This is a genomic window from Joostella sp. CR20 (assembly GCF_038433465.1).
Classification (GTDB): domain Bacteria; phylum Bacteroidota; class Bacteroidia; order Flavobacteriales; family Flavobacteriaceae; genus Galbibacter.
In genome coordinates this window covers 127,702-151,396 of the sequence record NZ_JAESVF010000004.1, presented here as the reverse complement: position 1 = coordinate 151,396, position 23,695 = coordinate 127,702, and the positions used below count along the sequence as shown (strand labels likewise).

The 23,695-nt window shown below is 35.1% G+C and carries 24 protein-coding genes; 6 read left to right on the top strand and 18 right to left on the bottom strand.

Annotated elements, in window-relative coordinates:
• Positions 1–5 precede the first annotated feature (5 nt).
• Positions 6–902, bottom strand: a complete 897-nt coding sequence (gene rsmH, locus JMA43_RS07740) for a 16S rRNA (cytosine(1402)-N(4))-methyltransferase RsmH (protein ID WP_342155919.1) — start codon at positions 900–902, stop codon at positions 6–8.
• Complete coding sequence (gene mraZ / locus JMA43_RS07735; RefSeq protein ID WP_342155918.1) at positions 889–1,368, bottom strand: division/cell wall cluster transcriptional repressor MraZ; 480 nt, start codon at positions 1,366–1,368, stop codon at positions 889–891. Before mraZ ends, rsmH begins: the two co-directional genes overlap by 14 nt.
• A 289-nt stretch (positions 1,369–1,657) precedes the next feature.
• Between mraZ and JMA43_RS07730 the strand changes: the two genes are divergently transcribed.
• Both JMA43_RS07730 and yihA read left to right on the top strand, forming a co-directional pair.
• Positions 1,658–2,422 (top strand): alpha/beta fold hydrolase, encoded by a 765-nt coding sequence (locus tag JMA43_RS07730; RefSeq protein WP_342155917.1) that lies wholly within the window; start codon positions 1,658–1,660, stop codon positions 2,420–2,422.
• Positions 2,423–2,436: 14 nt separating this feature from the next.
• Positions 2,437–3,051, top strand: a complete 615-nt coding sequence (yihA, locus tag JMA43_RS07725) for a ribosome biogenesis GTP-binding protein YihA/YsxC (protein ID WP_342155916.1) — start codon at positions 2,437–2,439, stop codon at positions 3,049–3,051.
• On the opposite strand, the gene JMA43_RS07720 is transcribed toward yihA, so the two are convergent.
• From JMA43_RS07720 to gldB, 3 genes are all read right to left on the bottom strand, one after another.
• Positions 3,048–3,518: a DUF4252 domain-containing protein gene (locus JMA43_RS07720; RefSeq protein ID WP_342155915.1), complete on the bottom strand. Its 471-nt coding sequence runs from the start codon at positions 3,516–3,518 to the stop codon at positions 3,048–3,050. The genes yihA and JMA43_RS07720 overlap by 4 nt on opposite strands.
• A gap of 365 nt (positions 3,519–3,883) precedes the next feature.
• Positions 3,884–4,219: a gliding motility protein GldC gene (gene gldC, locus JMA43_RS07715; protein ID WP_342155913.1), complete on the bottom strand. Its 336-nt coding sequence runs from the start codon at positions 4,217–4,219 to the stop codon at positions 3,884–3,886.
• Positions 4,219–5,175, bottom strand: a complete 957-nt coding sequence (gene gldB / locus JMA43_RS07710; RefSeq protein ID WP_342155912.1) for a gliding motility lipoprotein GldB — start codon at positions 5,173–5,175, stop codon at positions 4,219–4,221. The genes gldC and gldB overlap by 1 nt, the downstream gene beginning before the upstream one ends.
• Positions 5,176–5,338: 163 nt before the next feature.
• Here gldB and nadE point away from each other — a divergent pair, with 163 nt between their 5' ends.
• On the top strand, positions 5,339–6,130 hold the full coding sequence (gene nadE / locus JMA43_RS07705; RefSeq protein WP_342155911.1) for an NAD(+) synthase: 792 nt from the start codon (positions 5,339–5,341) through the stop codon (positions 6,128–6,130).
• 166 nt (positions 6,131–6,296) lie between these two features.
• Positions 6,297–6,926: a response regulator transcription factor gene (locus JMA43_RS07700; RefSeq protein ID WP_342155910.1), complete on the top strand. Its 630-nt coding sequence runs from the start codon at positions 6,297–6,299 to the stop codon at positions 6,924–6,926.
• A gap of 59 nt (positions 6,927–6,985) precedes the next feature.
• Here JMA43_RS07700 and dnaG read toward each other — a convergent pair whose 3' ends face one another.
• The 12 genes from dnaG to JMA43_RS07640 form a co-directional block, all read right to left on the bottom strand.
• Positions 6,986–8,992 carry a DNA primase gene (gene dnaG, locus JMA43_RS07695; RefSeq protein ID WP_342155909.1) on the bottom strand — a complete coding sequence of 669 codons (2,007 nt, stop codon included), beginning with the start codon at positions 8,990–8,992 and terminating at the stop codon, positions 6,986–6,988.
• 598 nt (positions 8,993–9,590) lie between these two features.
• Positions 9,591–10,568, bottom strand: coding sequence for a polyprenyl synthetase family protein (locus JMA43_RS07690; protein WP_342155908.1), 978 nt, complete (start codon positions 10,566–10,568; stop codon positions 9,591–9,593).
• A 65-nt stretch (positions 10,569–10,633) separates the two neighbouring features.
• On the bottom strand, positions 10,634–11,674 hold the full coding sequence (gene rlmN / locus JMA43_RS07685) for a 23S rRNA (adenine(2503)-C(2))-methyltransferase RlmN (RefSeq protein WP_342155907.1): 1,041 nt from the start codon (positions 11,672–11,674) through the stop codon (positions 10,634–10,636).
• A 127-nt stretch (positions 11,675–11,801) separates the two neighbouring features.
• On the bottom strand, positions 11,802–12,851 hold the full coding sequence (gene queA / locus JMA43_RS07680; RefSeq protein ID WP_342155906.1) for a tRNA preQ1(34) S-adenosylmethionine ribosyltransferase-isomerase QueA: 1,050 nt from the start codon (positions 12,849–12,851) through the stop codon (positions 11,802–11,804).
• Between the two features lie 260 nt (positions 12,852–13,111).
• Positions 13,112–14,335 (bottom strand): 3-phosphoshikimate 1-carboxyvinyltransferase, encoded by a 1,224-nt coding sequence (gene aroA, locus JMA43_RS07675; RefSeq protein WP_342155905.1) that lies wholly within the window; start codon positions 14,333–14,335, stop codon positions 13,112–13,114.
• A gap of 34 nt (positions 14,336–14,369) precedes the next feature.
• Positions 14,370–14,696, bottom strand: a complete 327-nt coding sequence (locus JMA43_RS07670) for a nucleotide pyrophosphohydrolase (protein WP_342155904.1) — start codon at positions 14,694–14,696, stop codon at positions 14,370–14,372.
• A 1-nt stretch (position 14,697) separates the two neighbouring features.
• A complete protein-coding gene (gene dtd / locus JMA43_RS07665) occupies positions 14,698–15,150 on the bottom strand; it encodes a D-aminoacyl-tRNA deacylase (protein WP_342155903.1) in 453 nt (150 codons plus the stop codon).
• 68 nt (positions 15,151–15,218) lie between these two features.
• Positions 15,219–16,166 carry a ribosome small subunit-dependent GTPase A gene (gene rsgA / locus JMA43_RS07660; RefSeq protein WP_342155902.1) on the bottom strand — a complete coding sequence of 316 codons (948 nt, stop codon included), beginning with the start codon at positions 16,164–16,166 and terminating at the stop codon, positions 15,219–15,221.
• A gap of 87 nt (positions 16,167–16,253) precedes the next feature.
• Positions 16,254–17,336 carry a bifunctional 3-deoxy-7-phosphoheptulonate synthase/chorismate mutase type II gene (locus JMA43_RS07655; RefSeq protein ID WP_342155901.1) on the bottom strand — a complete coding sequence of 361 codons (1,083 nt, stop codon included), beginning with the start codon at positions 17,334–17,336 and terminating at the stop codon, positions 16,254–16,256.
• Between the two features lie 13 nt (positions 17,337–17,349).
• A complete protein-coding gene (locus JMA43_RS07650; protein ID WP_342155900.1) occupies positions 17,350–18,210 on the bottom strand; it encodes a prephenate dehydrogenase in 861 nt (286 codons plus the stop codon).
• 82 nt (positions 18,211–18,292) lie between these two features.
• Positions 18,293–19,438: a pyridoxal phosphate-dependent aminotransferase gene (locus JMA43_RS07645; RefSeq protein WP_342155899.1), complete on the bottom strand. Its 1,146-nt coding sequence runs from the start codon at positions 19,436–19,438 to the stop codon at positions 18,293–18,295.
• Complete coding sequence (locus tag JMA43_RS07640; protein ID WP_342155898.1) at positions 19,435–20,262, bottom strand: prephenate dehydratase; 828 nt, start codon at positions 20,260–20,262, stop codon at positions 19,435–19,437. The genes JMA43_RS07645 and JMA43_RS07640 overlap by 4 nt, the downstream gene beginning before the upstream one ends.
• A gap of 848 nt (positions 20,263–21,110) precedes the next feature.
• Between JMA43_RS07640 and pncB the strand changes: the two genes are divergently transcribed.
• Both pncB and gldA read left to right on the top strand, forming a co-directional pair.
• On the top strand, positions 21,111–22,298 hold the full coding sequence (gene pncB / locus JMA43_RS07635) for a nicotinate phosphoribosyltransferase (RefSeq protein WP_342155897.1): 1,188 nt from the start codon (positions 21,111–21,113) through the stop codon (positions 22,296–22,298).
• A gap of 14 nt (positions 22,299–22,312) precedes the next feature.
• Positions 22,313–23,209, top strand: coding sequence for a gliding motility-associated ABC transporter ATP-binding subunit GldA (gene gldA, locus JMA43_RS07630; protein ID WP_342155896.1), 897 nt, complete (start codon positions 22,313–22,315; stop codon positions 23,207–23,209).
• On the opposite strand, the gene JMA43_RS07625 is transcribed toward gldA, so the two are convergent.
• Complete coding sequence (locus tag JMA43_RS07625) at positions 23,210–23,662, bottom strand: hypothetical protein (RefSeq protein WP_342155894.1); 453 nt, start codon at positions 23,660–23,662, stop codon at positions 23,210–23,212.
• Positions 23,663–23,695: the final 33 nt, after the last annotated feature.

The following is a 23,695-nucleotide window of genomic DNA, read 5'->3' as shown; positions in this document are numbered from 1 at the left end:
TACAACTACAACTTTTCTGCTATTCTCAACTTTGCGCTTCGCGCTCTATTATTCTCTTTTATTTCTACTGCTGAAGGCGTTACCAACCCACCAACTTTCTTTAAAGGAACATCTATATTTCCATAAAAATCTTTCTCTGGCTCACCTTCAAACTTCCCACTTCTTATGAAGCGCTTCACTAATCTATCTTCCAAAGAATGATAACTTATCAAACTCAATCGACCTCCTTTTTTTAGCAACTCTGGAGTTTGCTCTAAAAAATCTCGCAAAACCTCCATTTCTTGATTCACTTCAATTCGAATCGCTTGATATATCTGCGCTAAAATTTTATGTTCTTTGTGTTGTGGTAAAAACTTTCGTAGCGCCGATTTTAAATCTTCCGAAGTTTTTATAGGTGCTTCTGCTCTTTTCTCTACAATTACCTTCGCCATTGCAGCAGCATTTCTAAGCTCTCCGTACAAACTCAACACACTTCTCAACTCATTTTCTTCATACTCATTTACAACCTCAAACGCCGAAAGCGGATTCCGCTTACTCATTCGCATGTCTAAATCAGCTTCAAAACGCGTTGAAAAACCACGCTCAGCAACATCAAACTGATGAGAAGAAACACCGAAATCCCCAAGAATTCCGTCCACTTCTTTCACACCATAAAATTTCAAAAAACGCTTTATATATCTAAAATTCTCTTCAATCAATGTAAATCGCTCATCGTCGATTTTATTTGCAACCGCATCCTCATCTTGATCAAAAGCAAGCAATCGCCCTTTAGCTCCTAGTCTTTTTAAAATCTCTCTGGAATGTCCGCCACCACCAAAAGTCACATCCACATACACTCCATCTTCTTTTATATCCAACCCGTCAACGGTTTCTTTCAGCAATACTGGATTATGATACTCCATTTTCATCATCATTTAATTCAAAACCTCCCATTACATCTTCAGCTAAATCAGAAAAAGAATTCGCTCCTTCATCCAACACATCGTAATACTTTTGTTTATCCCAAATTTCTATACGATCTATCGACTCCGAAAGCACCACATCTTTAGCAATGTCAGCAAAAGCCATTAAATTCTTCGGAATAGAAAGCCTCCCACTCGCATCAATTTCTACAACTCGAACTCCAGCTGTAAACTGACGAATGAAATCGTTATTTTTTTTCACAAAACGATTCAGCTTCCCTACTTGCTTCATTTCTTTTTCCCAAGCAGCCATTGTATAAACCTCCAAACATTTTTGAAAAATAGAGCGCTTCAACACCAAACCATCCTGCAAAACAGGGGCTAATTTGGCGCGCAGACCAGCCGGCACCATAATTCGCCCTTTGCTATCTGCCTTACACTCATATTCTTCCGAAAATTGAATCACTAAAGTCTATTTATACAATTAACTTTTCAAATATAGTTATTTATTTACCACCTTTTACCACTTTTTGTCACTTTTTACCACATTGTTGATAAATTGAAGGCAATCATCGGCAAACAGCAGTAAATCCAATAGTTATAAAATTGTTAATAACCTCAAAATAGCGATAGAGACGAATAAAAAGCGTAATTTTGCGTTTTTAAAAAGGGCAAATAAGGGCTTTGCAGAGAAAAGATTTTTTATAAATTCGAAATGCCTATATTTGTTTCCGAAGAAATGTAACAACCCCTTAATGGTACACGATTTAAAGAAGGAAGGTAAATTTACGTATTTAGAAGTTGGAGAAGGAACCCCCATGATTGTTTTACACGGATTGATGGGAGGATTGAGCAATTTTAGTGACGTTGCTAATTATTTTTCTACGCGAGGATACAAAGTATTGATCCCCGAATTACCTATATACAGCATGTCTTTACTAAAAACAAACGTAAAGAGTTTTGCTAATTATTTAGAAGATTTCATAGAGTTTAAAGGTTTTGATAATGTTATTTTACTAGGGAACTCTTTGGGTGGACATATTGGTTTATTACACACCAAATTATACCCACAAAAAGTGAAGGCGCTAGTAATTACAGGAAGCTCTGGACTATATGAAAATGCAATGGGAGACGGTTACCCAAAGCGTGGCGACTATGAGTTTATCAAAAAGAAAAGTCAAGATGTATTTTACGATCCTGCGGTTGCTACCAAAGAAATTGTAGATGAAGTTTTTGCAACTGTAAACGACAGAAACAAACTTATAAAAACACTTGCTATTGCTAAGAGTGCTATCCGACACAACATGGCAAAGGATTTACCACATATGCACACGCCAACTTGTATTATTTGGGGTGAAAATGATTCGGTAACTCCTCCAAATGTTGCCAAAGAGTTTCATGAGTTGCTACCAGATTCTGATTTATTTTGGATTGAAAAATGTGGACACGCACCAATGATGGAACATCCAAACGATTTTAACCAGATTTTGAGCACTTGGCTTGAAAAAAGAAATTTCTAAAACCTATACCTTTTATGCAGATTAAATCCGCTACGTTTGTAATGAGTAACTCAGAAGTTAAAAAGTGCCCGAAAGAGCCTTTACCTGAGTATGCCTTTATTGGCCGTTCGAACGTTGGGAAATCTTCATTAATAAATATGCTTACCGAGCGTAAGTCACTCGCAAAAACTTCTGGAAGACCTGGAAAAACTCAGCTTATCAATCATTTTAAAATAAATGAAAATTGGTTTTTGGTGGATTTACCTGGGTATGGTTATGCTAAAGTTTCTAAAAAAACTAAAAGTACATTTCAAAAGTTTATCACTAAATACTTTGAAGAAAGACAACAGCTCGTATCGGCTTTTGTCCTTATTGATGTAAGACACGAGCCACAAAAAATAGACATGGAGTTTATGCAATGGTTGGGCGAACATCAAGTTCCTTTCTCGATTATTTTTACCAAAGCAGACAAGTTAAAACCAAAAGCAGTTGAGCGCAACGTACAAACTTATCTCGATATTTTAACAAGCGATGTATGGGAAGAAGCTCCAAACTATTTTGTTACATCTTCATCGTCTGGGGTTGGAAAAGATGAACTTTTAGATTATATCGACCAAATAAATAAGGAGTATCAACAAGCCGTAAATTAATCGGTTGTAAACGAAACACTGTTTACAAGTCCTTCCATATCTTTAATTTTTATATTTCCTTCAGCGCTAAGCACTACAAAATCCTCATCGTCTTTTACTCGCATTAGCACTTCTTTAATTTTGTTTTTTCGCTCGTAATAATAAAGTGAAACTTTACTACCGTCGCTGTTTACATACATTAAAGATTCATATCCTTTTTTCCCAACAAACTTTGAAAACTTGCTTTCCAATTCATTTGAAAACGCTTCATCTCCAACCAAAATTCTATAACGGTGAATTCCGCTAACAACTTCTTTCAATTCAGACAAATCATCTTTATCAACAAACATACTTACCAAAAAATTTGAAGCACTTAATGTAATCGCAATTTGATCTTTATTTTCTTTTCTAAAAGTACTATATGGTGTAGAAGCACCACAAGAAACACATAAAACGGCAACGGCAAACAATAGTAAAACTGATTTCATCTGATTAAAAGTATTGGTTATACAATACTGACGAATAACTGTTTGTTTTGTTACAGTTTAAGAAGATAGAAATAATAATATTTTTTTACGTCAAACTGAGCTCGACTCAGTTTCTCAGCACAACAATCTGCATCATCAGAAACAAAAATATTCTATTTATATTTTCATTTTTGTCTTGACACAAAAACGAAACAAAAAAGTCAAGACCCACTAAAAAAGTATAAAAAATCTACGGAAACCTCCTCCACAGATAAAAAGAACTCGCTGCGCTCAAACAGCTTTTTATCTCTTCCCCATACTGCTTCCTTGATTTTAAAAACTTTTTTAGATAAGTCAATCATTTAACATTTACAGTATTTAAATCTCTATTTTTTCAATTCTAGCTTTTCAGCAAAATAATCGCAGAAGTCGCGCATGGTAGCAGTCATTTTTTCATCTTGCGTAGCGCGTTGGTATGTGTCACTTAAAGAAACCAATGTTTGATGCATAAATTTCTTCATTTCATCCACTGGCATGTCTTTAGTCCACAAATCGATTTTTAAGGTTTCTTGCTGATCGCTATTCCAAACCGACAATAAAAATGCCTTTGCCTTTTCATTCTCAACACCACCGTCTTTTGCTGTCCAATGTAAGTTTTCTGGAACTCTATTTTCGTCAAGTTCTATATGTAAGTTAATATCCGAATTAAACGTTTTTGCCATTACTTTTCTGGTTTATACTTAGATTTATTAAATAATTCTTCTGCTGAAGTATTCAACATTTGCTGCAAAGATACTTCATTATTTTGCATATAAGAACTTACAATTTGCCAACCGATAAACTGCCCTAATCTTCCTGGAGATTCATTGTCGAGTTCTAAATAAAACTTCGAAAATGGCGCAGGATTGATAAAGCGCTCATTAAGTTTAGCTTCCGTAGAAAACAGTAATTCGCGCTCAATAAAATATCGCCAAATATAATTTTCATTGGCAAGCGCCCAATTATATTCATTTTGCGTGTACCCCATTATTTTATTTTTTTCTGCTGAAGGATAAAACAAATCCATCAAATAATAGAGTTTCCCAAAATAGACAAGTTGCGCCAAAAAAGTTCGACTTTGTACAGACGGCACTTTACTTTTCGCCAAAGTCCGTGCTACATCAACAGGAATTTGTTCCGCCTCAAAATTCTTTTTTATGTATTGCTGAATCCCTCCATAATATTTGTGCGAAGCACCCAAGTAATTATCAAGTCCTATTAAAAGTAAACTATCAGCATAAATCACTCTATTTTTATAGTCAACATCCGATATTACGGTCACCACTTTAGGCGACTCAAAGTTTGGATAGTAATACTTTACGTGTTGAAATACTGATTTTATTTCTGATTCTTCTTTTTGGAAATCTCTAAACTGAAGTTGAATTTCCTTAAAAATATCCTTCTGAAGCGAATCGTTCATTCTTGAAAACCACACATCGTCAGAAAATTCCGCAGGAAATAAATACGGATACGTACTTTTAAGCTTCGGTAAATCCTTTGGAGTAGCCTCAGAAAAAGCAACCTCAAACCTCGAAACATCAACAGTAACGGCTATTTGAGCTATTTCTTCTTCTAACTTTGATTGATTCGAACACGCTACAAAAACAACAGTCGTAAGCAAGCATAAAAATTTGTTCATAAATAATAATTACAAACCTTTGGGGTTTTAGTTTTTTAAAAATTTAAGAATCTGTTACATTTGTTTACAAAGTTAATCGAATGTAAAAATCCACCCAACAATACTTGGGTATAAGTGCATTATAACTTCATTTTTTTAATAACGCTTTATACAACTATAAATTATGAAAACAGAAAAAGTAATAGACTACATTGTAAATTGGCTAAAAGACTACGCTACCAACGCAAACATGAAAGGTTTTGTTATCGGAATTTCTGGCGGAATTGACTCGGCAGTTACTTCAACTTTATGCGCAAAAACTGGACTCGAGGTGTTGTGTTTAGAGATGCCTATCCACCAAGCGGAAAATCAAGTTAGTCGAGCTTTAAACCATATCGAATGGCTTAAAAGCAACTACAAAAATGTAAGCTCAGAACAAGTCAACTTAACTCCTGTTTTTGATAGTTTAGTGAAAGCTTTTCCTACAGTTGAAAACGAAGAAGACCGTTTTATGGCACTTGCTAATACTCGTGCGCGTTTAAGAATGACATCACTATATTATTTTGCCGCACTCGAAAAATATCTTGTTGCAGGAACGGGAAATAAAGTAGAAGATTTTGGTGTTGGTTTTTACACAAAATACGGAGATGGGGGAGTTGATTTGAGTCCGATTGCAGATTTGTTAAAAACTGAAGTGTATAAAATTGCTGCTGAACTAGGTGTAAATCAAGATATTCAAAAAGCAGCTCCAACTGATGGTTTATGGGGAGACAACCGCACAGATGAAGATCAAATAGGCGCTTCTTACCCAGAACTTGAATGGGCCATGAAGATGGCGGAAAACGGAAAAAAAGCTACAGATTTTGAAGGAAGAGAGAAAATAGTTTTCGAAACTTACACCCGATTAAATAGAGCTAACCAACACAAAATGCAACCAATACCAGTGTGCACTATACCCAATGAACTAAAAAAATAGACATTTTAAAGAAAGTTTTTTCTGATATTTGAGTATATGACTAATTTTTACTATATTTACTTACAAATTTAAAATTTTTGGACACCCCCCAAGCCCGTAATGAAGTATATTATCTACGCTTTATTTGTTGTGGCTTATTTGAAACAAACTTTAAAATGTTAGTATTATGATTAAAGTTTTAGTTGCTGATAACCACCCTATAGTAAGAATAGGACTAGAAACAGCCTTAAACAACAATGAAGCTACCGAAGTAATTGGTAGCGTGAGTACCACTTCAGAGTTATTCAATGCACTGAATACAAAAAAGCCTGATGTAGTATTATTAGAGATGGATATTCCGGAAGTAAACGGAATTACAGCATTGAGAAGACTTAAAAAAGACCAAAGCGACATCAAAGTTTTAATTTACAGCACACAAGCTGAAGACGTATATGCGCTTAGTACTTTAAGAGCCGGAGCCTCTGGATATGTTTCTAAAACTGCTTCTTTAGATATTTTAATTGAAGCAATTAAAAGAGTAGCTAGTGGAGGAATGTACATCACCAATGAGTTGGCACAACGTTTAGCTTTTGATGAGAGTACAAACAAACCTAGAAAACTTTTCAGAAAATTATCTACTCGTGAAATCGAAGTGCTTAAACTTTTGGCTTCAGGAAAGAGAAACAAGCAAGTTGCTGAAGAATTAGGACTGAATGAAAAAACAGTAAGTACGTATAAAGCTAGGCTGATGAGAAAACTTAATGTCGACAATATGGTTGACATGTTGCAGCAAGCAAAAGCACTCGAACTGTATTAAAACATTAATTGAATTTTACTAAAAAGACTACATTAATATGTAGTCTTTTTTTATTTCATTTAACTGTAAAATGTAGTATTAGTTACTATGCCGAAGCGGTCGGATAAAATTTTACGCAACTCCCAATAGTTCCGAATATCTTCAAGTTGTTCTATAGTTGCATTGTTATTAGCTCCAATAGCGTCTTGTACACTATCTACCAACATATTAAGCAGTTTGAGTCTTAACATTGAAATGGTTTGAAAAACCAACAATCTAACCGACATATCTTTGGTTTTTACCAAAATCTCTTTACTCTCCCAATTAGACAATGCGTATTTCTCTTCATTCATCAAAATATCTACAACAATTGCGTTTTGCTCAAAACTCAGCTTCTGCAGAAAAGCGTCCATTTTTAAAATACCTTCAATGTTATACATTTCAATAATGATGTTGTAAATAGCGTGAAAATCGGTATTTGCAAACTCAATTTCATCCGCTTGAAGATCTAGAAAAATCTTCTCATACACCTTCATTTCAAGCTCAACCTCCTTCTGAACCATATTATCATTTTCATCTTCTTCTAAAATAATATCAGAAAAGGTTTCAGTTTTATCCCCATGAAAAAGTAATATTCCTATAATAGACTTTTCAAGTTCGTTAAGCTGATTTATCTTTTTTGAAACAGCACCCGCCTCAGTGTTTTTAACAACGTTAAAACTATTTTTCTTTCGCTCTTCTTTGTGCTTTTTATTGGCATCGGCAATTTCTTTATTTCCTAATTGCGCCAATGTGTTGTATAAAACATCTTCAGAAATATCCATTATGCGCGAACACTCTTGCACATAAATTTCCTGCTGAATTCTATCTGGGATTTTATAGATACTGTTTACAATTTCTCGGATGGTATCTGCCTTTTTTATAGGATCGTTGGCAGCATCTTTCACCAATAAATCAGCTTTAAACCGAATAAAGTCGGTTGCATTTTCATTTAAAAAAGTAACCAATTCGTTATGACTATGAGCCCTAGCAAAACTATCGGGATCTTGACCTTCTGGAAAAGTACAAACTTTTACATTCATCCCTTGTTCCAAAATCAAGTCGATACCACGCAACGACGCTCGGAGTCCAGCTGCATCGCCATCAAAAAGAACGGTAATATTTTTGGTCAATCTATTTATCAACCGAATTTGATCTGGAGTTAAGGCTGTACCACTTGAAGCAACTACATTTTCAATTCCGTTTTGATGAAACTGAATGACATCGGTATAACCTTCAACCAAATAACAATTATCTTCTTTCGCAATCGCCTGTTTAGCATGATAAATACCATACAAAACTTTACTTTTATGGTAAATATCGCTTTCTGGTGAATTTAAATATTTGGCTGCTTTTTTATCTGAAGTTAGAATACGACCTCCAAACCCCAACACACGGCCGCTCATAGAGTGAATAGGAAACATCACTCGCCCTTTAAACCTATCGAACATCCGTTTTTCGTTGGTTCCCTCCTTCTCTTTTACAATAGTTAAACCGGTTTTTTCAAGAAATTCTAATTGGTAACCTTTCCCCAATGCTTCTTTAGTAAATGCATCCCACTGGTCTAGCGAATATCCAAGCTTAAATTTTTCAATAGTATCATTTGTAAAACCACGCTCTTTAAAATAAGTTCCACCAATAGCTTTTCCTAACTCGGTGTTTTTTAATGTAGTTTGAAAGTATTTCTGAGCAAATTCAGAAACTAAATACATACTTTCTCGTTCGCTTGATTTTTCTTTTTCTTCGGAAGACTGCTCAGTTTCTTCAACTTCAATTCCGTACTTTTTAGCTAAGTATTTTATAGCCTCTGGATAGGTATAATGCTCGTGCTCCATCAAAAAAGCAACTACATTTCCACCTTTTCCACTACTAAAATCTTTCCAAATTTGTTTCACTGGAGACACCATAAAACTTGGCGTACGCTCGTCGGAAAACGGACTCAAACCTTTGTAGTTTGAACCTGATTTTTTTAACTGAACAAAATCGCCAATAACCTCCTCAACACGGGCAGCATCAAAAACTTTGTCTATGGTAGATTTTGAAATCAAAGCAAATAAAATTTAAAAAGTAAAAATACGAGTTTTAGGTTTATAGAAGAAAAAACCGAGTAGAAAGTGTAGGTTCTACTCGGTTAAAATATATTATTGCCTGCAGTCTGTCATAATGCACTGTCACCTCGAGTATAGTTCGAGAGGTTATTTGGCTTAACAGTTTTAAATAGGGTCTCGACTACGCTCGACCTGACATTTTAATCTTAGTATGATACATTACGGACACTCAAAATTTTATTAATTCCTATTTAAAATATAATTCTTTAAAATACATAAAAGACCAACCTCCAAATATAAACTTTGGCCAATCATTTTTTGTAACAACATTTTGTGCTTTCAATTTATAAAAATCCAAAAAACATCTATAAAAATAATATGAAATAATTCCGACGACAAATGCTCCACTGCCTAAACCTAACTTCGGAACTACGAAGGCAATAAAAAGTAGAGGTAAAATAATCGCTAAATAATAATAAAACAATCTCATCGCTATTAATCTTTAAAAGTAAATTGGAAACTCTTAATTTCGAAATGATAAACTACCGAAATTACTTTTAGTAAATTAGCTATATTTTTAATAATAGAAAAGTGAAAACTATTTTTTTCGCTCAATTACATAATTCACCATCAATTGCAATGATTCTTTATACTCAGAATCTGGGAAAGTATTAAGCAATTGAAGTGCTTCTTTTTGAAAGGCAATCATTTTCTTCTCGGCATATTCCAATCCACCTTTATCCTTCACAAAAGCAATTACTTCTTGAACTCGCTTTTTGTCTTTATTGTGTTTTTTAACCGAATTGATTAGCCATTTTTTTTCTTCCTTACTCGCGTTATTTAAAGTATAAATTAACGGCAAGGTCATTTTTTGCTCTTTAATATCAATTCCTGTTGGTTTTCCGATAGGTCCATCGGTATAATCAAAAAGGTCGTCTTTTATTTGAAATGCCATCCCGATAAGCTCGCCAAACTTTCGCATTTTCTCAACATTATCGGAAGTTGGAGCTACAGAACAAGCCCCAATACTACAACAAGCAGCTATTAAAGTTGCTGTTTTCTGGCGGATAATTTCATAATAAACGTCTTCGGTAATATCTAATCGGCGTGCTTTTTCAATTTGCAATAACTCTCCTTCACTCATTTCTCGCACTGCAACCGAAATAATTTTCAGCAGGTCAAAATCCTCATTATCAATAGAAAGCAATAAGCCTTTTGAAAGCAAATAATCTCCAACAAGTACAGCAATTTTATTTTTCCAAAGTGCATTTATTGAGAAAAAACCACGTCTTCTGTTGCTATCATCAACTACATCGTCGTGTACTAAAGTAGCCGTATGAATAAGCTCGATAACACTAGCGCCACGGTAAGTACGGTCGTTTACTTTTCCTTCGGAAACCATTTTTGCAACCAAAAAAACAAACATTGGTCGCATTTGTTTTCCTTTTCTGTTGACAATATAATAGGTAATACGATTGAGCAACGCCACTTTTGATGACATCGACTCGTGGAACTTCTTCTCAAAAAGTTCCATTTCGGCACGGATGGGATCTTTAATTTTTTCTACGACCTTCATTGCGAGCGTAAAGATAGTATTATTCTACAATCAAATAAATTCCGCATGTATATTTTTGGATTTTGCTAGGCTTTGTTTGCCAATTGTCCGCAAGCGGCATCAATATCTTTACCTCTTGAACGTCTTACAGTAACGGTAATTCCGTTTTGCTCTAACACCTGTTGATACATTTCTATAGCACCGTTATCGGCCTGCTTAAATGCATCATCTCCTATGGGGTTGTATTCTATGATATTAACTTTTGAAGGTGCAAATTTGCAAAACTTAACGAGTGCATCAACATCTTTTCGGGTATCATTTACACCTTTCCAAACAACATACTCGTACGTAATTCTACTTTTTGTTTTTTCATACCAATACTGAAGTGCCTCTCTTAAATCGGCTAACGGAAATGTAGCATTAAAAGGCATTATTGAAGTTCGCACCTCATCGATTGCTGAATGTAGCGAAACAGCCAATTTGAATTTCACATCGGTATCGGCCATTTTTTTAATCATTTTTGGCACTCCAGATGTTGAAACTGTAATTCGCCTAGGCGACATCCCAAGTCCTTCAGAAGAAGTGATTTTTTCGATAGCTGCCAAAACATTATTATAATTCATCAAAGGCTCACCCATTCCCATAAAAACAATATTGGAAAGTGGCTTATCAAAATACAAACGGCTTTCGTTATCAATCGCTACAACTTGGTCGTAAATTTCGTCTGGATTTAAATTTCGCATACGTTTTAACTTTGCAGTCGCACAAAATTTACAGTCTAAACTACATCCTACCTGACTTGAAACACATGCAGTAGTTCGAGTTGATGTGGGAATTAAAACCGACTCTACCACCAAATCGTCATGCAAACGCACCGCATTTTTTATGGTTCCGTCGCTACTACGCTGCATTTGATCGACTTTTATGTGGTTGATTACAAAATTATCTTCCAACATTTGTCGAGTTTCCTTCGAAATATTTGTCATTTCTTCAAAAGAATAGGCTGCCTTTCCCCATAACCACTCATACACTTGGTTTCCGCGGAAAGCCTTATCTCCTTGAGATACAAAAAAGTCTCGAAGTTGATCTTTTGTTAATGCGCGTATATCTTTTTTTGCTGTTTGCATAGTGCAAAGATACGTTTTGATTTAAGATTATCGAATGGTTTCAATTACCGAGAAAACACATTCATATAAAAAACAGAAAAAGTCCTGCTCGTATTGAACAGGACTCCTATTTGTGAAAATTTCTTTCTTATAAAATAAGCATTGCGTCTCCGTAAGAGTAAAATTTGTACCCTTCTTTTACCGCTTCTTTGTATGCTTTCATCATAAAATCGTGTCCTGCAAAAGCAGAAATCATCATTAACAAAGTAGATTTTGGCGTGTGGAAATTAGTTACCATACAGTTGGCAATACTAAAATCGTAAGGAGGGAAAATGAATTTGTTTGTCCATCCTTCATACGGATTTAATTTATGATCTGAAGAAACCGAACTTTCCAAACCACGCATTACAGTAGTCCCAATAGCACAAACTTTACGCTTGTTTGCTTTTGCGTTGTTAACCACTTGTGCAGCTCTTTCGTTAATGTATAACTCTTCGCTATCCATTTTATGCTTCGATAAATCTTCAACCTCAACTGGGTTAAAAGTTCCTAAACCAACGTGAAGTGTTAACTCAGCAAAATCAATTCCTTTAATTTCCAAACGCTTCAAAAGGTGTTTCGAAAAGTGTAAACCTGCAGTTGGTGCAGCTACAGCGCCTTCTTCTTTTGCGTAAATAGTTTGGTAACGCTCCTCATCAGACTCTTCAACTTCTCTTTTGATGTATTTTGGAAGTGGTGTTTCTCCTAAATCATTCAATTTTTTTCTGAATTCTTCATACGATCCATCGTACAAGAAACGTAGTGTACGCCCCCTAGAAGTTGTATTATCAATCACTTCAGCAACCAAACTTTCGTCGTCTCCAAAGTATAATTTATTACCAATTCTAATTTTTCTTGCAGGATCTACCAACACATCCCAAAGACGTTGTTCTTCATTTAATTCTCTCAACAAGAAAACCTCGATACGCGCTCCAGTTTTTTCTTTGTTTCCAAAAAGTCTTGCAGGAAAAACTTTGGTATTATTAAGTACCATCACATCGCCTTCATCAAAATAATCAATCAAATCTTTGAACAATTTGTGTTCAATTTTTTGTTCTTTTCTATGAAGTACCATCAAACGAGCTTCATCTCTATGCTCTGATGGATATTCGGCTAATAATTCTTTTGGAAGTTCAAAATTAAAATGTGATAATTTCATGTATCTCTATTTTTTATCGTAGAACCTAAAACCGAGCAAAAGAAAAACCGATATTCAATAAAATTGTAAAATTCTAGAGAAATCGGTGTTTATAATAAATGCTTTTTTAGATTCAAATCTGTTTTAAATTATAAGAAATCAAACTGATAACAGTCTTTTTCTACAATTATATTTTTTGCGAAGTGCAAATATACAATATGGAGATAGGGGTTGTCAAGTAAAAGCCGAATTATTTCTTATTTTCAAGGAATTAGAAGCTTCTATTCAACTTTTATTCCTACAGATTCCATGTCTTTCCAAAAATCTGGATACGATTTTGAAACCACCTCAGCATCGTTAATTACAATTGGAACACGTAACGCCAAAGGTGCAAAAGCCATTGCCATACGATGATCGTTGTAGGTATCGATCGCTATTTTCTCTTTTATTACTTCTGAAGGATTTAAAAACAGCTCTTTATCTGTTACCGAAATTGAAGCTCCCAATTTTGTGAGTTCGGTTTTTAAGGCCTCTAACCTGTCGGTTTCCTTAATTTTTAACGTATGAAGTCCTGAAAGTTCGCATTTCAATCCCAATCCAAAACAACTCACTGCAATGGTTTGTGCGATATCTGGCGCGTTAGATAAATCGATATTGATAACTGTTTCCTGCGGAATTTCTTTTACTTTTTTAAGTATAACAACTGTTTTATTAAAAGAAGTTTCTACACCAAATTGCTTATAGATTTCTTGTAACACACTATCGCCTTGCAAACTTGTGGCTTTGTAACTCGCAATCGAAATTTCGGAACCAACCTCAGCCAAAGCAGCGATGCTATAAAAATAGGAAGCCGAACTCCAATCGGATTCTACCACTAAAGTTTTTGCTGCGACTTCCTTTACAGGGCTCACAGTAATTACATTTCCATTAAAACTTGTCGAAACTCCAATTTCCTCCAACAAAGCCAAAGTCATTTTTATATATGGAACGGAAGTAATTTTTCCTTCCAAAGTAAGTTCTAGTCCGTTTTCCAAAGTTGGAGCAACAAGCAACAAAGCAGAAATATACTGACTGCTAACATTGGCTGCCAATGACACTTTGTGCTTTGTAATTTTCTTTCCTTTTATTTTTAACGGCGGAAAACCATCATTTTGCGTATAAGAAATATCAGCCCCTAGTTGACGTAAAGCATCAACTAAAATTTGTATTGGACGCTCGGTCATTCGTTGCGAACCCGTTAGCACCACATCGCGACCTTCTTGCGTAGCAAAAAAAGCAGTTAAAAAACGCATTGCTGTACCCGCATGATGAATATCTACAATACCGTTGTGTACCTGCAACCCTTTTCTCATAACCTGAGAATCATCAGAGTTTGATAGGTTTTCGATTTTAATATTAGGGAATAAAGCTTGTAAAAGTAACGCTCGATTACTTTCACTTTTAGAACCCGTTATCGTTATATGCTGATGTATTTTTCTTTGATTTGAAGATAAAAGCACATTCATTATTTTTAATTTTAGATTGGTGGAAACTGCTAGCTTATTTCAGCTTTTCATTGTTATGATGCCTGTCGTGATCGCGTTCGGTTTTAATACCCATTTTTTTATCAAATGAAGCTTGTAAGTCAATCCCTGTTTGATTTGCCAAACACAACACCACAAACACAACATCGGCAAGTTCTTCTCCTAAATCTTTATTTTTATCGCTTTCTTTCTCACTTTGCTCCCCATACCTACGCGCAATAATTCGTGCAACTTCCCCTACTTCTTCTGTAAGTTGCGCCATGTTTGTAAGCTCATTAAAATAGCGAACTCCGTGTTCTTTTATCCAATTATCAACTTCGAGTTGTGCGTTTTTGATGTTCATTTTATTCTTTATTTTTAGAATCGATGGTTATTGTAACTGGTCCATCATTTAGTAAAGCAACTTTCATATCTGCTCCAAACTCCCCAGTACCAACGGTTTTCCCAAGTTCTGCTTCTAGCTTTTTCACAAATGCTTCATACAGCGGTATGGACACATTTGGTTTGGCAGCTTTTAAATACGAAGGTCGGTTTCCTTTTTTTGTAGAAGCGTGTAACGTAAACTGACTCACCACAATAGCATCGCCATCAACGTCTTTTAAAGACAAATTCATAACGTCTTCAGCATCGTTAAAAATTCGTAATCCAACGATTTTTCGACACAGCCAATCGATATCTTCTTGTGTATCGGCGTCTTCAATACCTAATAAAATAAGTAATCCTTTTTCTATTGCAGATTTTACTTTCCCTTCTATGGTTACACTTGCTTCTGTAACTCTTTGTATAACTACACGCATTTTCTAATGAATTGAATTTACAACAATTCTATATTGTTTAAACTTTTTTAATCTGTTCAGAAAACATACTAATCACCATAAATATCGGTACGGTAATTTTCTTCTTCACCTTCCAATATTTGCACATAACTTTTGTACCGACTCCATGCTACTTCATTATTTTCTAAGGCATCTTTTACAGCACATTTTGGTTCATCTATGTGCAAACAGTTATTGAATTTACATTCGCTTTTCAGCTTAAAAAATTCAGGAAAATAATCGCCTACTTCGTATTTCTCCATGTTTACAATCCCAAACCCTTTTATTCCAGGAGTATCGATAATTCGAGCATCAAAACTCAAATCAAACATTTCTGCAAAAGTTGTGGTATGTTGTCCTTGTTTGTGTTGCTCGGAAATGGCTGAAGTTTTTAAATCCAAACTAGGCTCGATAGTATTGATAAGTGTTGATTTCCCTACTCCAGAATGCCCCGAAAAAATACTCGTTTTCCCTTGCATTAAGGTTTTTACAGTATCAATATTTAACCCTGTTATTGCTGAAACTTCAATACATTGGTACCCGATATGCTCATAAATGCTCTTTAAATACCTTACTTCGCCCAATTCTTCTTCGTTATACGAATCTATTTTATTGAAAAGCAAAATTGGCGTAACATGATATGCTTCGGAAGTTACCAAAAACCGATCAATGAAATCGGTAAATGTTGTAGGATTATTGAGTGTAACCAACAAAAAAGCATTGTCGATATTGGCCCCAATAATGTGTGTTCGTTTAGAAAGATTAACCGATTTACGGATAATGTAATTTTTACGATCGTGAATGTTTTGAATCACCCCAATGGTTTCGTCTCCAATGGTTTCAAGATCAAAATCTACCACGTCGCCAACAGCAATCGGGTTGGTACTTTTAATCCCTTGAATTCTAAATTTACCCTTTATCCTACAGTTGTAAAAATTACCATTTTCGGCTTTTACACTGTACCAACTCCCTGTAGATTTATAAACAATTCCCGTCATATTAAAAAGTAAGAAGTCAAAAATACAAATTTAGAAGTTAGCGATAAGCTTCTGGTTGTACTTTTGACTTCTTTACTTTACTTCCAATTATCCTTTAACAACCTTTTCTTGGTGGTTGATAGATTCTTGGTGAATTGCTTTAAAGATACGTAAGATGAATTCTTCACTCAATCCTTTTTCTTCTCCATCCATAATCATTTTCCCTAAAATCTCGTTCCATCTTTTAGACTGAAGAACAGCTACGTTACGCGATTTTTTAAGTTTTCCAATCTCATCAGAAACTTTCATACGCTTACCTAACATTTCTACCAACGAATTATCAATCACATCTATTTGTGCTCTGCAATTTGTTAGTTTGCTGTTGTAATCGGCCTCTTCGTCTGTTTCTTTTCTAATTTTTAAATCGCGCATAATTTGTTTTAACGTTTCTGGCGTTACTTGTTGCGCTGCATCACTCCACGCTTTATCTGGCGTACAGTGTGTTTCTATCATTAATCCATCGTAGTTTAAATCAAGTGCAGTTTGCGAAACATCAAAAATCATTTCTCTGTTTCCTGTAATATGCGAAGGATCTAAAATTAATGGTAAATCTGGGAACTTATTTTGAAGTTCGATTGCCAATTGCCACTCTGGATTGTTACGGTATTTTGACTTTTCGTAAGTAGAAAACCCTCTATGGATAACTCCTAAATTTTTAATGTTTTTACTGTACAAACGCTCAACACCACCCAACCATAAAGAAAGGTCTGGATTTACAGGATTTTTTACCAACACAATTTTGTCGGTACCCTCAAGAGCATCTGCAATTTCTTGAATAATAAACGGACTCACAGTCGAGCGCGCTCCAATCCACAATAAATCTACATCGTTCTCCAGCGCCAATTCTACATGTGCTCTGTTGGCAACTTCTGTTGCGGTTTTAAGTCCGGTTTCTTCTTTTACTTTTTTAAGCCACTCTAATCCAATAGCTCCAACACCCTCAAAATTTCCTGGGCGAGTTCTTGGCTTCCAAATTCCTGCACGGTAGTAATTTACGTCGGTGTCCTTTAGCTCGTGAGCAATTTTTAATACTTGTTCTTCTGTTTCTGCGCTACATGGACCTGCAATTACAAGCGGATGATCTAAGTTCATCTCATCTAACCATGTTCTTAATCCTGCTGAATTTTCCATTTTTAATTTTTACTTATGAAGTTTTGATTGAAATTCCTTTTAATATTTCTTTAATTCTATTGGTTGCTGCCATTTCTTGATAAATAGCCTCAAAATTATCTTCTTCCATCAATTGTCTAAATTTCTGAAGATTGGCAATGTATTCATCTAATGTTTCCATTACATTTTCTTTGTTGTGCTCGAAAATAGGACTCCACATTGCTGGCGAACTTTTTGCCAGACGCACTGTACTCTCAAATCCACTGCCAGCCATATCAAAAATATCGCGTTCGTTTTTTTCCTTTTCGATTACTGTTTTCCCAAGCATAAACGAACTGATATGCGATAAGTGCGATACATACGCAATATGTCTGTCGTGTGCTTTTGGCTCCATGTATCGAATGCGCATTCCTAAATCGTTAAAGATTGAAAAAGCACGTTCTTGCAACTTAAAAGCCGTTTTTTCGACCTCGCAAATAATATTTGTTTTATCGGCATACAAATTTCTAATAGCAGCCTTTGGTCCAGAAAATTCTGTTCCCGCTATTGGATGCGTTGCCAAAAAATTTCTTCGCTTCGGATGATTCTCCAACGCATTACAAATATGCGCTTTTGTAGAGCCTACATCAAAAACCAAAGTATCGTCTTTTACGATGTCCAAAACACTAGAAACCACACTAATGGCAGCATTTACAGGCACAGAAACAATTACAACATCGGCATTTTTAACATCCTCAAAAACACCCACTTCATCAATAAACCCTAGTTGTAACGCCTCTTGCATGTGGTTTTCATTTGCATCAAAACCAACAACTTTTGCATTTTTGTTAGTGGCTTTTATATCCATCGCCATCGATCCGCCTATGAGCCCTAACCCTATTACAAATACTTTCATTTTGAATTTTTATTTTCAAAGTTTGGTTTACACTTCAGTAAAAATGCAAACCACTTTAATTCTTCCTTTTCTCTTAACTATTTTAAAACCTTGTTATAGCTTCCTCAATTTGTGCTTCTTTCACGCACAGTGAAAACCGAATGTATCCTTCTCCATTACTTCCAAAAATGGTTCCTGGAGTTAAAAAAATACTTTTATCGTATAAAATATCATCTATAAATTTTTCTGCGGAAGCTACGCCTACTGGTAATTTTGCCCACACAAACATCCCTGATGCATTTTTGTCGTAAGTACAATTTAATTTATCGGCCAACTGAAAAATTAATGCTCTCCGTTTTGCATACACTTCATTGAGTTGCTCATACCAATTTTTTGAAGAAGCCAACGCTTTTATAGCACCCTTTTGAAGTCCGTAAAACATCCCGCTATCCATATTGCTTTTCACTTTTAAAACTGCATCGATATGCGTAGCACTTCCAAATACAAAACCTACGCGCCACCCAGCCATATTAAAAGTTTTACTAAGCGAATTCAGTTCTAAAGCCACCTCTTTAGCACCTTCAATTTCAAGGATACTCAATTGGTTGTTGTTCAGCACAAAACTATACGGATTGTCGTTCACCAATAAAATATCATGACGCATAGCAAAAGCTATCAAGTTTTCAAAAACTGCCTTCGAAGCACTTGCTCCTGTTGGCATGTGTGGGTAACTAAGCCACATGAGTTTTACCTTTGACAAATCGGTAGCTTCTAAAGCTTCGATATTTGGCAGCCAATTTCCATCTTCTGTTAAGTCGTAATACACAGGCGTTGCCCCAACCAACTTAGTAACCGAAGTGTATGTTGGATACCCTGGATTTGGAATAAGCACCTCATCGCCTTCGTTTAAAAAAGCCATACTAATGTGCATAATTCCTTCTTTCGACCCCATTAACGGCAACACTTCTGTAACGCTATCAATCTCGACATTAAAATGCGTTTGATAAAAATTTGCAGCTGCAGTTCGAAGTTCTGGCAAGCCTTGATAACTTTGGTACTGATGTGCTTTTTCATCTTGAAGCGAGGCAATTAACGCCTGTAACACTTCTTCGGAAGGTGCCAAATCTGGACTTCCAATCCCCATATTGATGATTGGTTTTCCGTCAGTAATCAAACCGCGAACTTCTCTTAATTTTTTAGAAAAGTAATACTCTTCTACACTCTGCAAACGCTTGGCTGTTTGTATCATTTTTTTGCATTTTTATATTCGCCGTGCACCTTAAAATGAGATGCCATAATATTTAATAACGACTTTGCTTTTTCAAAATCTTCGTATTGCTCAAAAGTTACATCTACAAAAAAGGAATACCTCCACGGAGTTTCTATTTTTGGTAGCGATTGAATTTTAGTTAAGTTCAATTTACAGTCGCTCATAACATTTAAGACGGTGGCTAAACTTCCGCGTTTTGTTCCCAACTCAAACATGATAGACGCTTTGTTTATTTCTTCCTTCGGAATTACCGAATTTTTAGTTTTTACAATTACAAAACGAGTTTCGTTGTTTTTAATAGTTTGTATGTTTTCTGCCAACATATCCAACTCAAAAATTGAAGCAGCCGCTTTACTTGCAATGGCTCCAACTCCCTGTAATTGCTTATCGTGAATTCGTTTTGCAACGGCTGCTGTATCGGCATCTTCAATTAACTTGATGTGCGGGAATTGCTTAAAAAACGCTTTACATTGCAACAACGCCATTGGGTGCGAATACACTTCTTTAATGGTTGCAATTTGCTCTCCTTTTAATGCCAATAAATTGTGATGCACATTGATATAATGCTCTCCAATAATGTGTAAATTATTACTGTCTATCAACGCATAATTCGGAATAATCGATCCCGCAATCGAATTTTCTATAGCCATTACAGCCACGTCTGTTTTCTTCGTTAAAAGACTATCTACCAACGCGTCAAAAGACATACACTCATCTACAACTACTTCTTTTCCAAAGTATTCTTGCGCTACTTGATGATGAAAAGACCCTAATATTCCTTGTATAGCAACTTTACTATTCATTTAAATTCAGCATAAAAAAAAGTCCCGAAAAAAATTCGGGACTTTACATATATTGTACTTTAGCAATAACCTATAACTGTCCCGTTCTTCTCTTAAAGAAATAAAAGAAGAAAAAATAAAAGTTCCAGATATAAGCGTTTGCCAACATGTTTGTTCTTGTTTATGTTGCTAATGTAATTATTAATTTGAAATATAAAACCTTTCTTCTATCTTTTTTTGAAAAAAATATACTTTCTTAACTTTTTGGTCATAATTATTTTCAAAAATCACTGTTTTCACAAAAAACTACATAGAAATATTCAGTGGGCTTTATAAAATACTTGAATATCCGTAATGTATCATACAAAGATGAAAATGTCAGGTCGAGCGTAGTCGAGACCCTATTTCACCTCAGTTCGATATAAATGTCAACAGAAAGAAGATTTAACCATCTTAATTTCAGTTATTAAACTAAAATTTCATTTTTGTCTTGACACAAAAACGAAACAAAAAAGTCAAGACGGATTAAAAAAGCATAAGAAAATCTACGGAAACAACCGCCACAGATAAAAAGAACTCGCTGTGCTCAAACAGCTTTTTATCTATCAGCCCACGCTGCTTCCTTGATTTCCAATGCTTTTTAAATAGGTCAATTTATCATATATTCATCATTCTTATGTTGAATTCACGTTATTTAAACTTGTTCCTCTCGACTACGTCCAAGAGATGACAGTGCATTATGACAGATTCAGATTATGGACAATCATATAAAATTTAAAACATATTTCAATTTCTCGTTTTTTCAATTGTTTTTAACAAGTCGGTTGCATTTTAAAAATATATAGTACCTTTCAGCATAATTTACGCATATGTTAAAAGATCATAGCTATACTGTTTTCAACTCGATTTTAGACAACGATTTTTATAAGTTTACAATGCAATGTGCCGTGGTAAAATTATTCCCGAACACACAAGCAAAATATAAATTTATAAATCGCGGAGCCCATAAATTTCCTGAAGGTTTTGACAAAGCACTTCGAACTGCTGTTGATAATATGGCATTGTTGCAACTTACTAAGGATGAAAAAAAGTTTTTACGCGAAAACTGCCAATACCTCAACCCTGCGTATGTTGATTTTTTAGAAGGATATCGATACGACCCTTCGGAAGTTACTATCAAACAAACAGGGGAAGATTTAGAAGTGTATGTTTCTGGATATTGGTACAGAACCATTTTATGGGAAGTTCCTTTGCTTGCTATGATTAGTGAGTTGTTTTACGAACTTACAAATCAAGAAGGTTGGGAACGAGAAAGAGTTATTGAAAACACACTTGATAAAATTAAACATTACAACGAATTGGGCGTAACTTTTGCTGAATTCGGAACGCGTAGAAGACACTCTTACCGCACCCACCGCGAAGTGGTACACACACTTTCTTCTTACAAAGGAAAAAGTTTTATTGGATCGAGTAACGTACACATGGCAATGCTTTACAATGTTAAGCCTATCGGAACACACGCTCATGAGTGGTTTATGTTTCATGCTGCCGAATACGGATTTAAAATGGCAAATGCCATGTCGTTAGAGCATTGGGTTGATGTATATCGAGGAGATTTGGGAGTGGCACTTTCAGACACTTACACTACCGAAGTATTTTTTAAACAATTTGACACCAAATTTGCCAAACTTTTTGATGGTGTGCGTCACGACAGCGGCGATCCTATTGAGTTTGCTGAAAAGACTATTGCACATTATAAAAGTCACGGTATCAATCCGCTTTACAAATACATTATTTTTTCTGACGGATTAAACCCTAAAAAAGTAGCTTCGATTACCAATGCTTGTAAAGGAAAAATTGGACTTTCGTTTGGAATCGGCACAAATTTAACCAACGATGTAGGCTTGAAACCTATGAATATTGTAATTAAATTAACCGATGTTTTAACAAGCGACCAAGAATGGCTCCCAACGGTTAAGCTTTCTGACGAACCAAACAAACATACTGGAGACCCAAAAATGATTGCTTTAGCAAAAGAACTTTTACGAATAGACTAATAAAATTTTAGAAAGTGTCCATCGAAGTTGTAAACATTACCAAAAAATACGGTGCTCAAGAAGCACTTAAAAATATATCTTTTGGCGTTAAAAAAGGAGAAATTGTTGGTTTTTTAGGTCCTAATGGAGCTGGAAAATCGACCATGATGAAAATATTAACTACCTATTTAACTCCAACCAACGGAACTGCTAAAGTAAATAGTTTTGATATTGAAACGGAGAAAATAAAGGTTCAAAAAAGTATTGGATATTTACCAGAACACAACCCGTTACACTTGGATATGTATGTTCGAGAATACTTAGCCTATACCGCTAGTATTTATAAATCGGATAAAAGTAATATCGAAACGGTTATTTCTCAATGTGGTTTACTTCCAGAGGCAAATAAAAAAATTGGTGCACTTTCAAAAGGATACCGTCAGCGTGTGGGACTTGCGGCAGCTCTTATCGGAAATCCAGATGTTTTAATTTTAGATGAACCAACTACGGGGTTAGACCCCAACCAATTATTGGAAATAAGAAAACTCATTAAAGAAATAGGGAAAGAAAAAACTATTCTTCTCTCCACTCACATCATGCAAGAAGTTGAAGCTATTTGCGACCGTGTGATTATTATTAACAAAGGAGAAATTGTTGCTGATAAAAAACTGACTGAACTTAGAAAAGCACAAAGTCAAACTATCGAAGTTGAATTTGACTACCGAGTTGAGGAAGTTTTACTTCAAAAACTACCACATGTAAATCATGTAAAAAACATCATTGGGTTTGTGTATGAAATAACATTTAACACCGATACAGACATGCGCGCAACCGTGTTTGATTTTGCCCACGACAATGGTTTGAAAACACTTCAGCTAAATCAAAAAAATAAAAATCTAGAAAGCTTATTTATTGAATTAACGAACAAATAATTATTTTTTCAATCTTATAAACTTTTCAATATTAATTTGACTCACGCCCAAAGCTTCCACTTCTTCTACTGCTTGGGTATAAAGTGTATCGGCTTCAATTTTAAAAGTTAAATCGAAACTATGCCCTTCCCATTCTCTCACATTAAAATACATTAAGTTTTCAGTATAAACATTCTCCTTAACTGTGTAGGTACCGCCACCAGCAAAATATGTTGCAGTACTATCTTTTCCTTGGTTTAAATCGTGTCTTAAAAAAGCAAAATGAGTATCATTAATAATCTTTATCATCTCTTGTTCTTTGGTGAAATCGGTAATGGTGGTGTCGCCCCCTTGAATTACAGTTCCCGAAACTAACTTCCAAGTGCCTACTAAAGGGTTTTCTTTTGAAGTATTTTGATTATTTACACACGCAATAAAAAGACATAAGAATATGCCTGAAAATAAAAATTTCATAATAGGTTATTAGGTTGGTTAACAACACTAAAA

Excerpts from the sequence above, each read along its gene's own strand:
- rsmH (WP_342155919.1), bottom strand. The coding sequence starts at position 902 with ATGGAGTATCATAATCCAGTATTGCTGAAAGAAACCGTTGACGGGTTG.
- JMA43_RS07730 (WP_342155917.1), top strand. The coding sequence starts at position 1,658 with ATGGTACACGATTTAAAGAAGGAAGGTAAATTTACGTATTTAGAAGTT.
- yihA (WP_342155916.1), top strand. The coding sequence starts at position 2,437 with ATGCAGATTAAATCCGCTACGTTTGTAATGAGTAACTCAGAAGTTAAA.
- JMA43_RS07720 (WP_342155915.1), bottom strand. The coding sequence starts at position 3,518 with ATGAAATCAGTTTTACTATTGTTTGCCGTTGCCGTTTTATGTGTTTCT.
- gldC (WP_342155913.1), bottom strand. The coding sequence starts at position 4,219 with ATGGCAAAAACGTTTAATTCGGATATTAACTTACATATAGAACTTGAC.
- gldB (WP_342155912.1), bottom strand. The coding sequence starts at position 5,175 with ATGAACAAATTTTTATGCTTGCTTACGACTGTTGTTTTTGTAGCGTGT.
- nadE (WP_342155911.1), top strand. The coding sequence starts at position 5,339 with ATGAAAACAGAAAAAGTAATAGACTACATTGTAAATTGGCTAAAAGAC.
- JMA43_RS07700 (WP_342155910.1), top strand. The coding sequence starts at position 6,297 with ATGATTAAAGTTTTAGTTGCTGATAACCACCCTATAGTAAGAATAGGA.
- JMA43_RS07690 (WP_342155908.1), bottom strand. The coding sequence starts at position 10,568 with ATGAAGGTCGTAGAAAAAATTAAAGATCCCATCCGTGCCGAAATGGAA.
- rlmN (WP_342155907.1), bottom strand. The coding sequence starts at position 11,674 with ATGCAAACAGCAAAAAAAGATATACGCGCATTAACAAAAGATCAACTT.
- queA (WP_342155906.1), bottom strand. The coding sequence starts at position 12,851 with ATGAAATTATCACATTTTAATTTTGAACTTCCAAAAGAATTATTAGCC.
- aroA (WP_342155905.1), bottom strand. The coding sequence starts at position 14,335 with ATGAATGTGCTTTTATCTTCAAATCAAAGAAAAATACATCAGCATATA.
- JMA43_RS07670 (WP_342155904.1), bottom strand. The coding sequence starts at position 14,696 with ATGAACATCAAAAACGCACAACTCGAAGTTGATAATTGGATAAAAGAA.
- dtd (WP_342155903.1), bottom strand. The coding sequence starts at position 15,150 with ATGCGTGTAGTTATACAAAGAGTTACAGAAGCAAGTGTAACCATAGAA.
- rsgA (WP_342155902.1), bottom strand. The coding sequence starts at position 16,166 with ATGACGGGAATTGTTTATAAATCTACAGGGAGTTGGTACAGTGTAAAA.
- JMA43_RS07655 (WP_342155901.1), bottom strand. The coding sequence starts at position 17,336 with ATGGAAAATTCAGCAGGATTAAGAACATGGTTAGATGAGATGAACTTA.
- JMA43_RS07650 (WP_342155900.1), bottom strand. The coding sequence starts at position 18,210 with ATGAAAGTATTTGTAATAGGGTTAGGGCTCATAGGCGGATCGATGGCG.
- JMA43_RS07645 (WP_342155899.1), bottom strand. The coding sequence starts at position 19,438 with ATGATACAAACAGCCAAGCGTTTGCAGAGTGTAGAAGAGTATTACTTT.
- JMA43_RS07640 (WP_342155898.1), bottom strand. The coding sequence starts at position 20,262 with ATGAATAGTAAAGTTGCTATACAAGGAATATTAGGGTCTTTTCATCAT.
- pncB (WP_342155897.1), top strand. The coding sequence starts at position 21,111 with ATGTTAAAAGATCATAGCTATACTGTTTTCAACTCGATTTTAGACAAC.
- JMA43_RS07625 (WP_342155894.1), bottom strand. The coding sequence starts at position 23,662 with ATGAAATTTTTATTTTCAGGCATATTCTTATGTCTTTTTATTGCGTGT.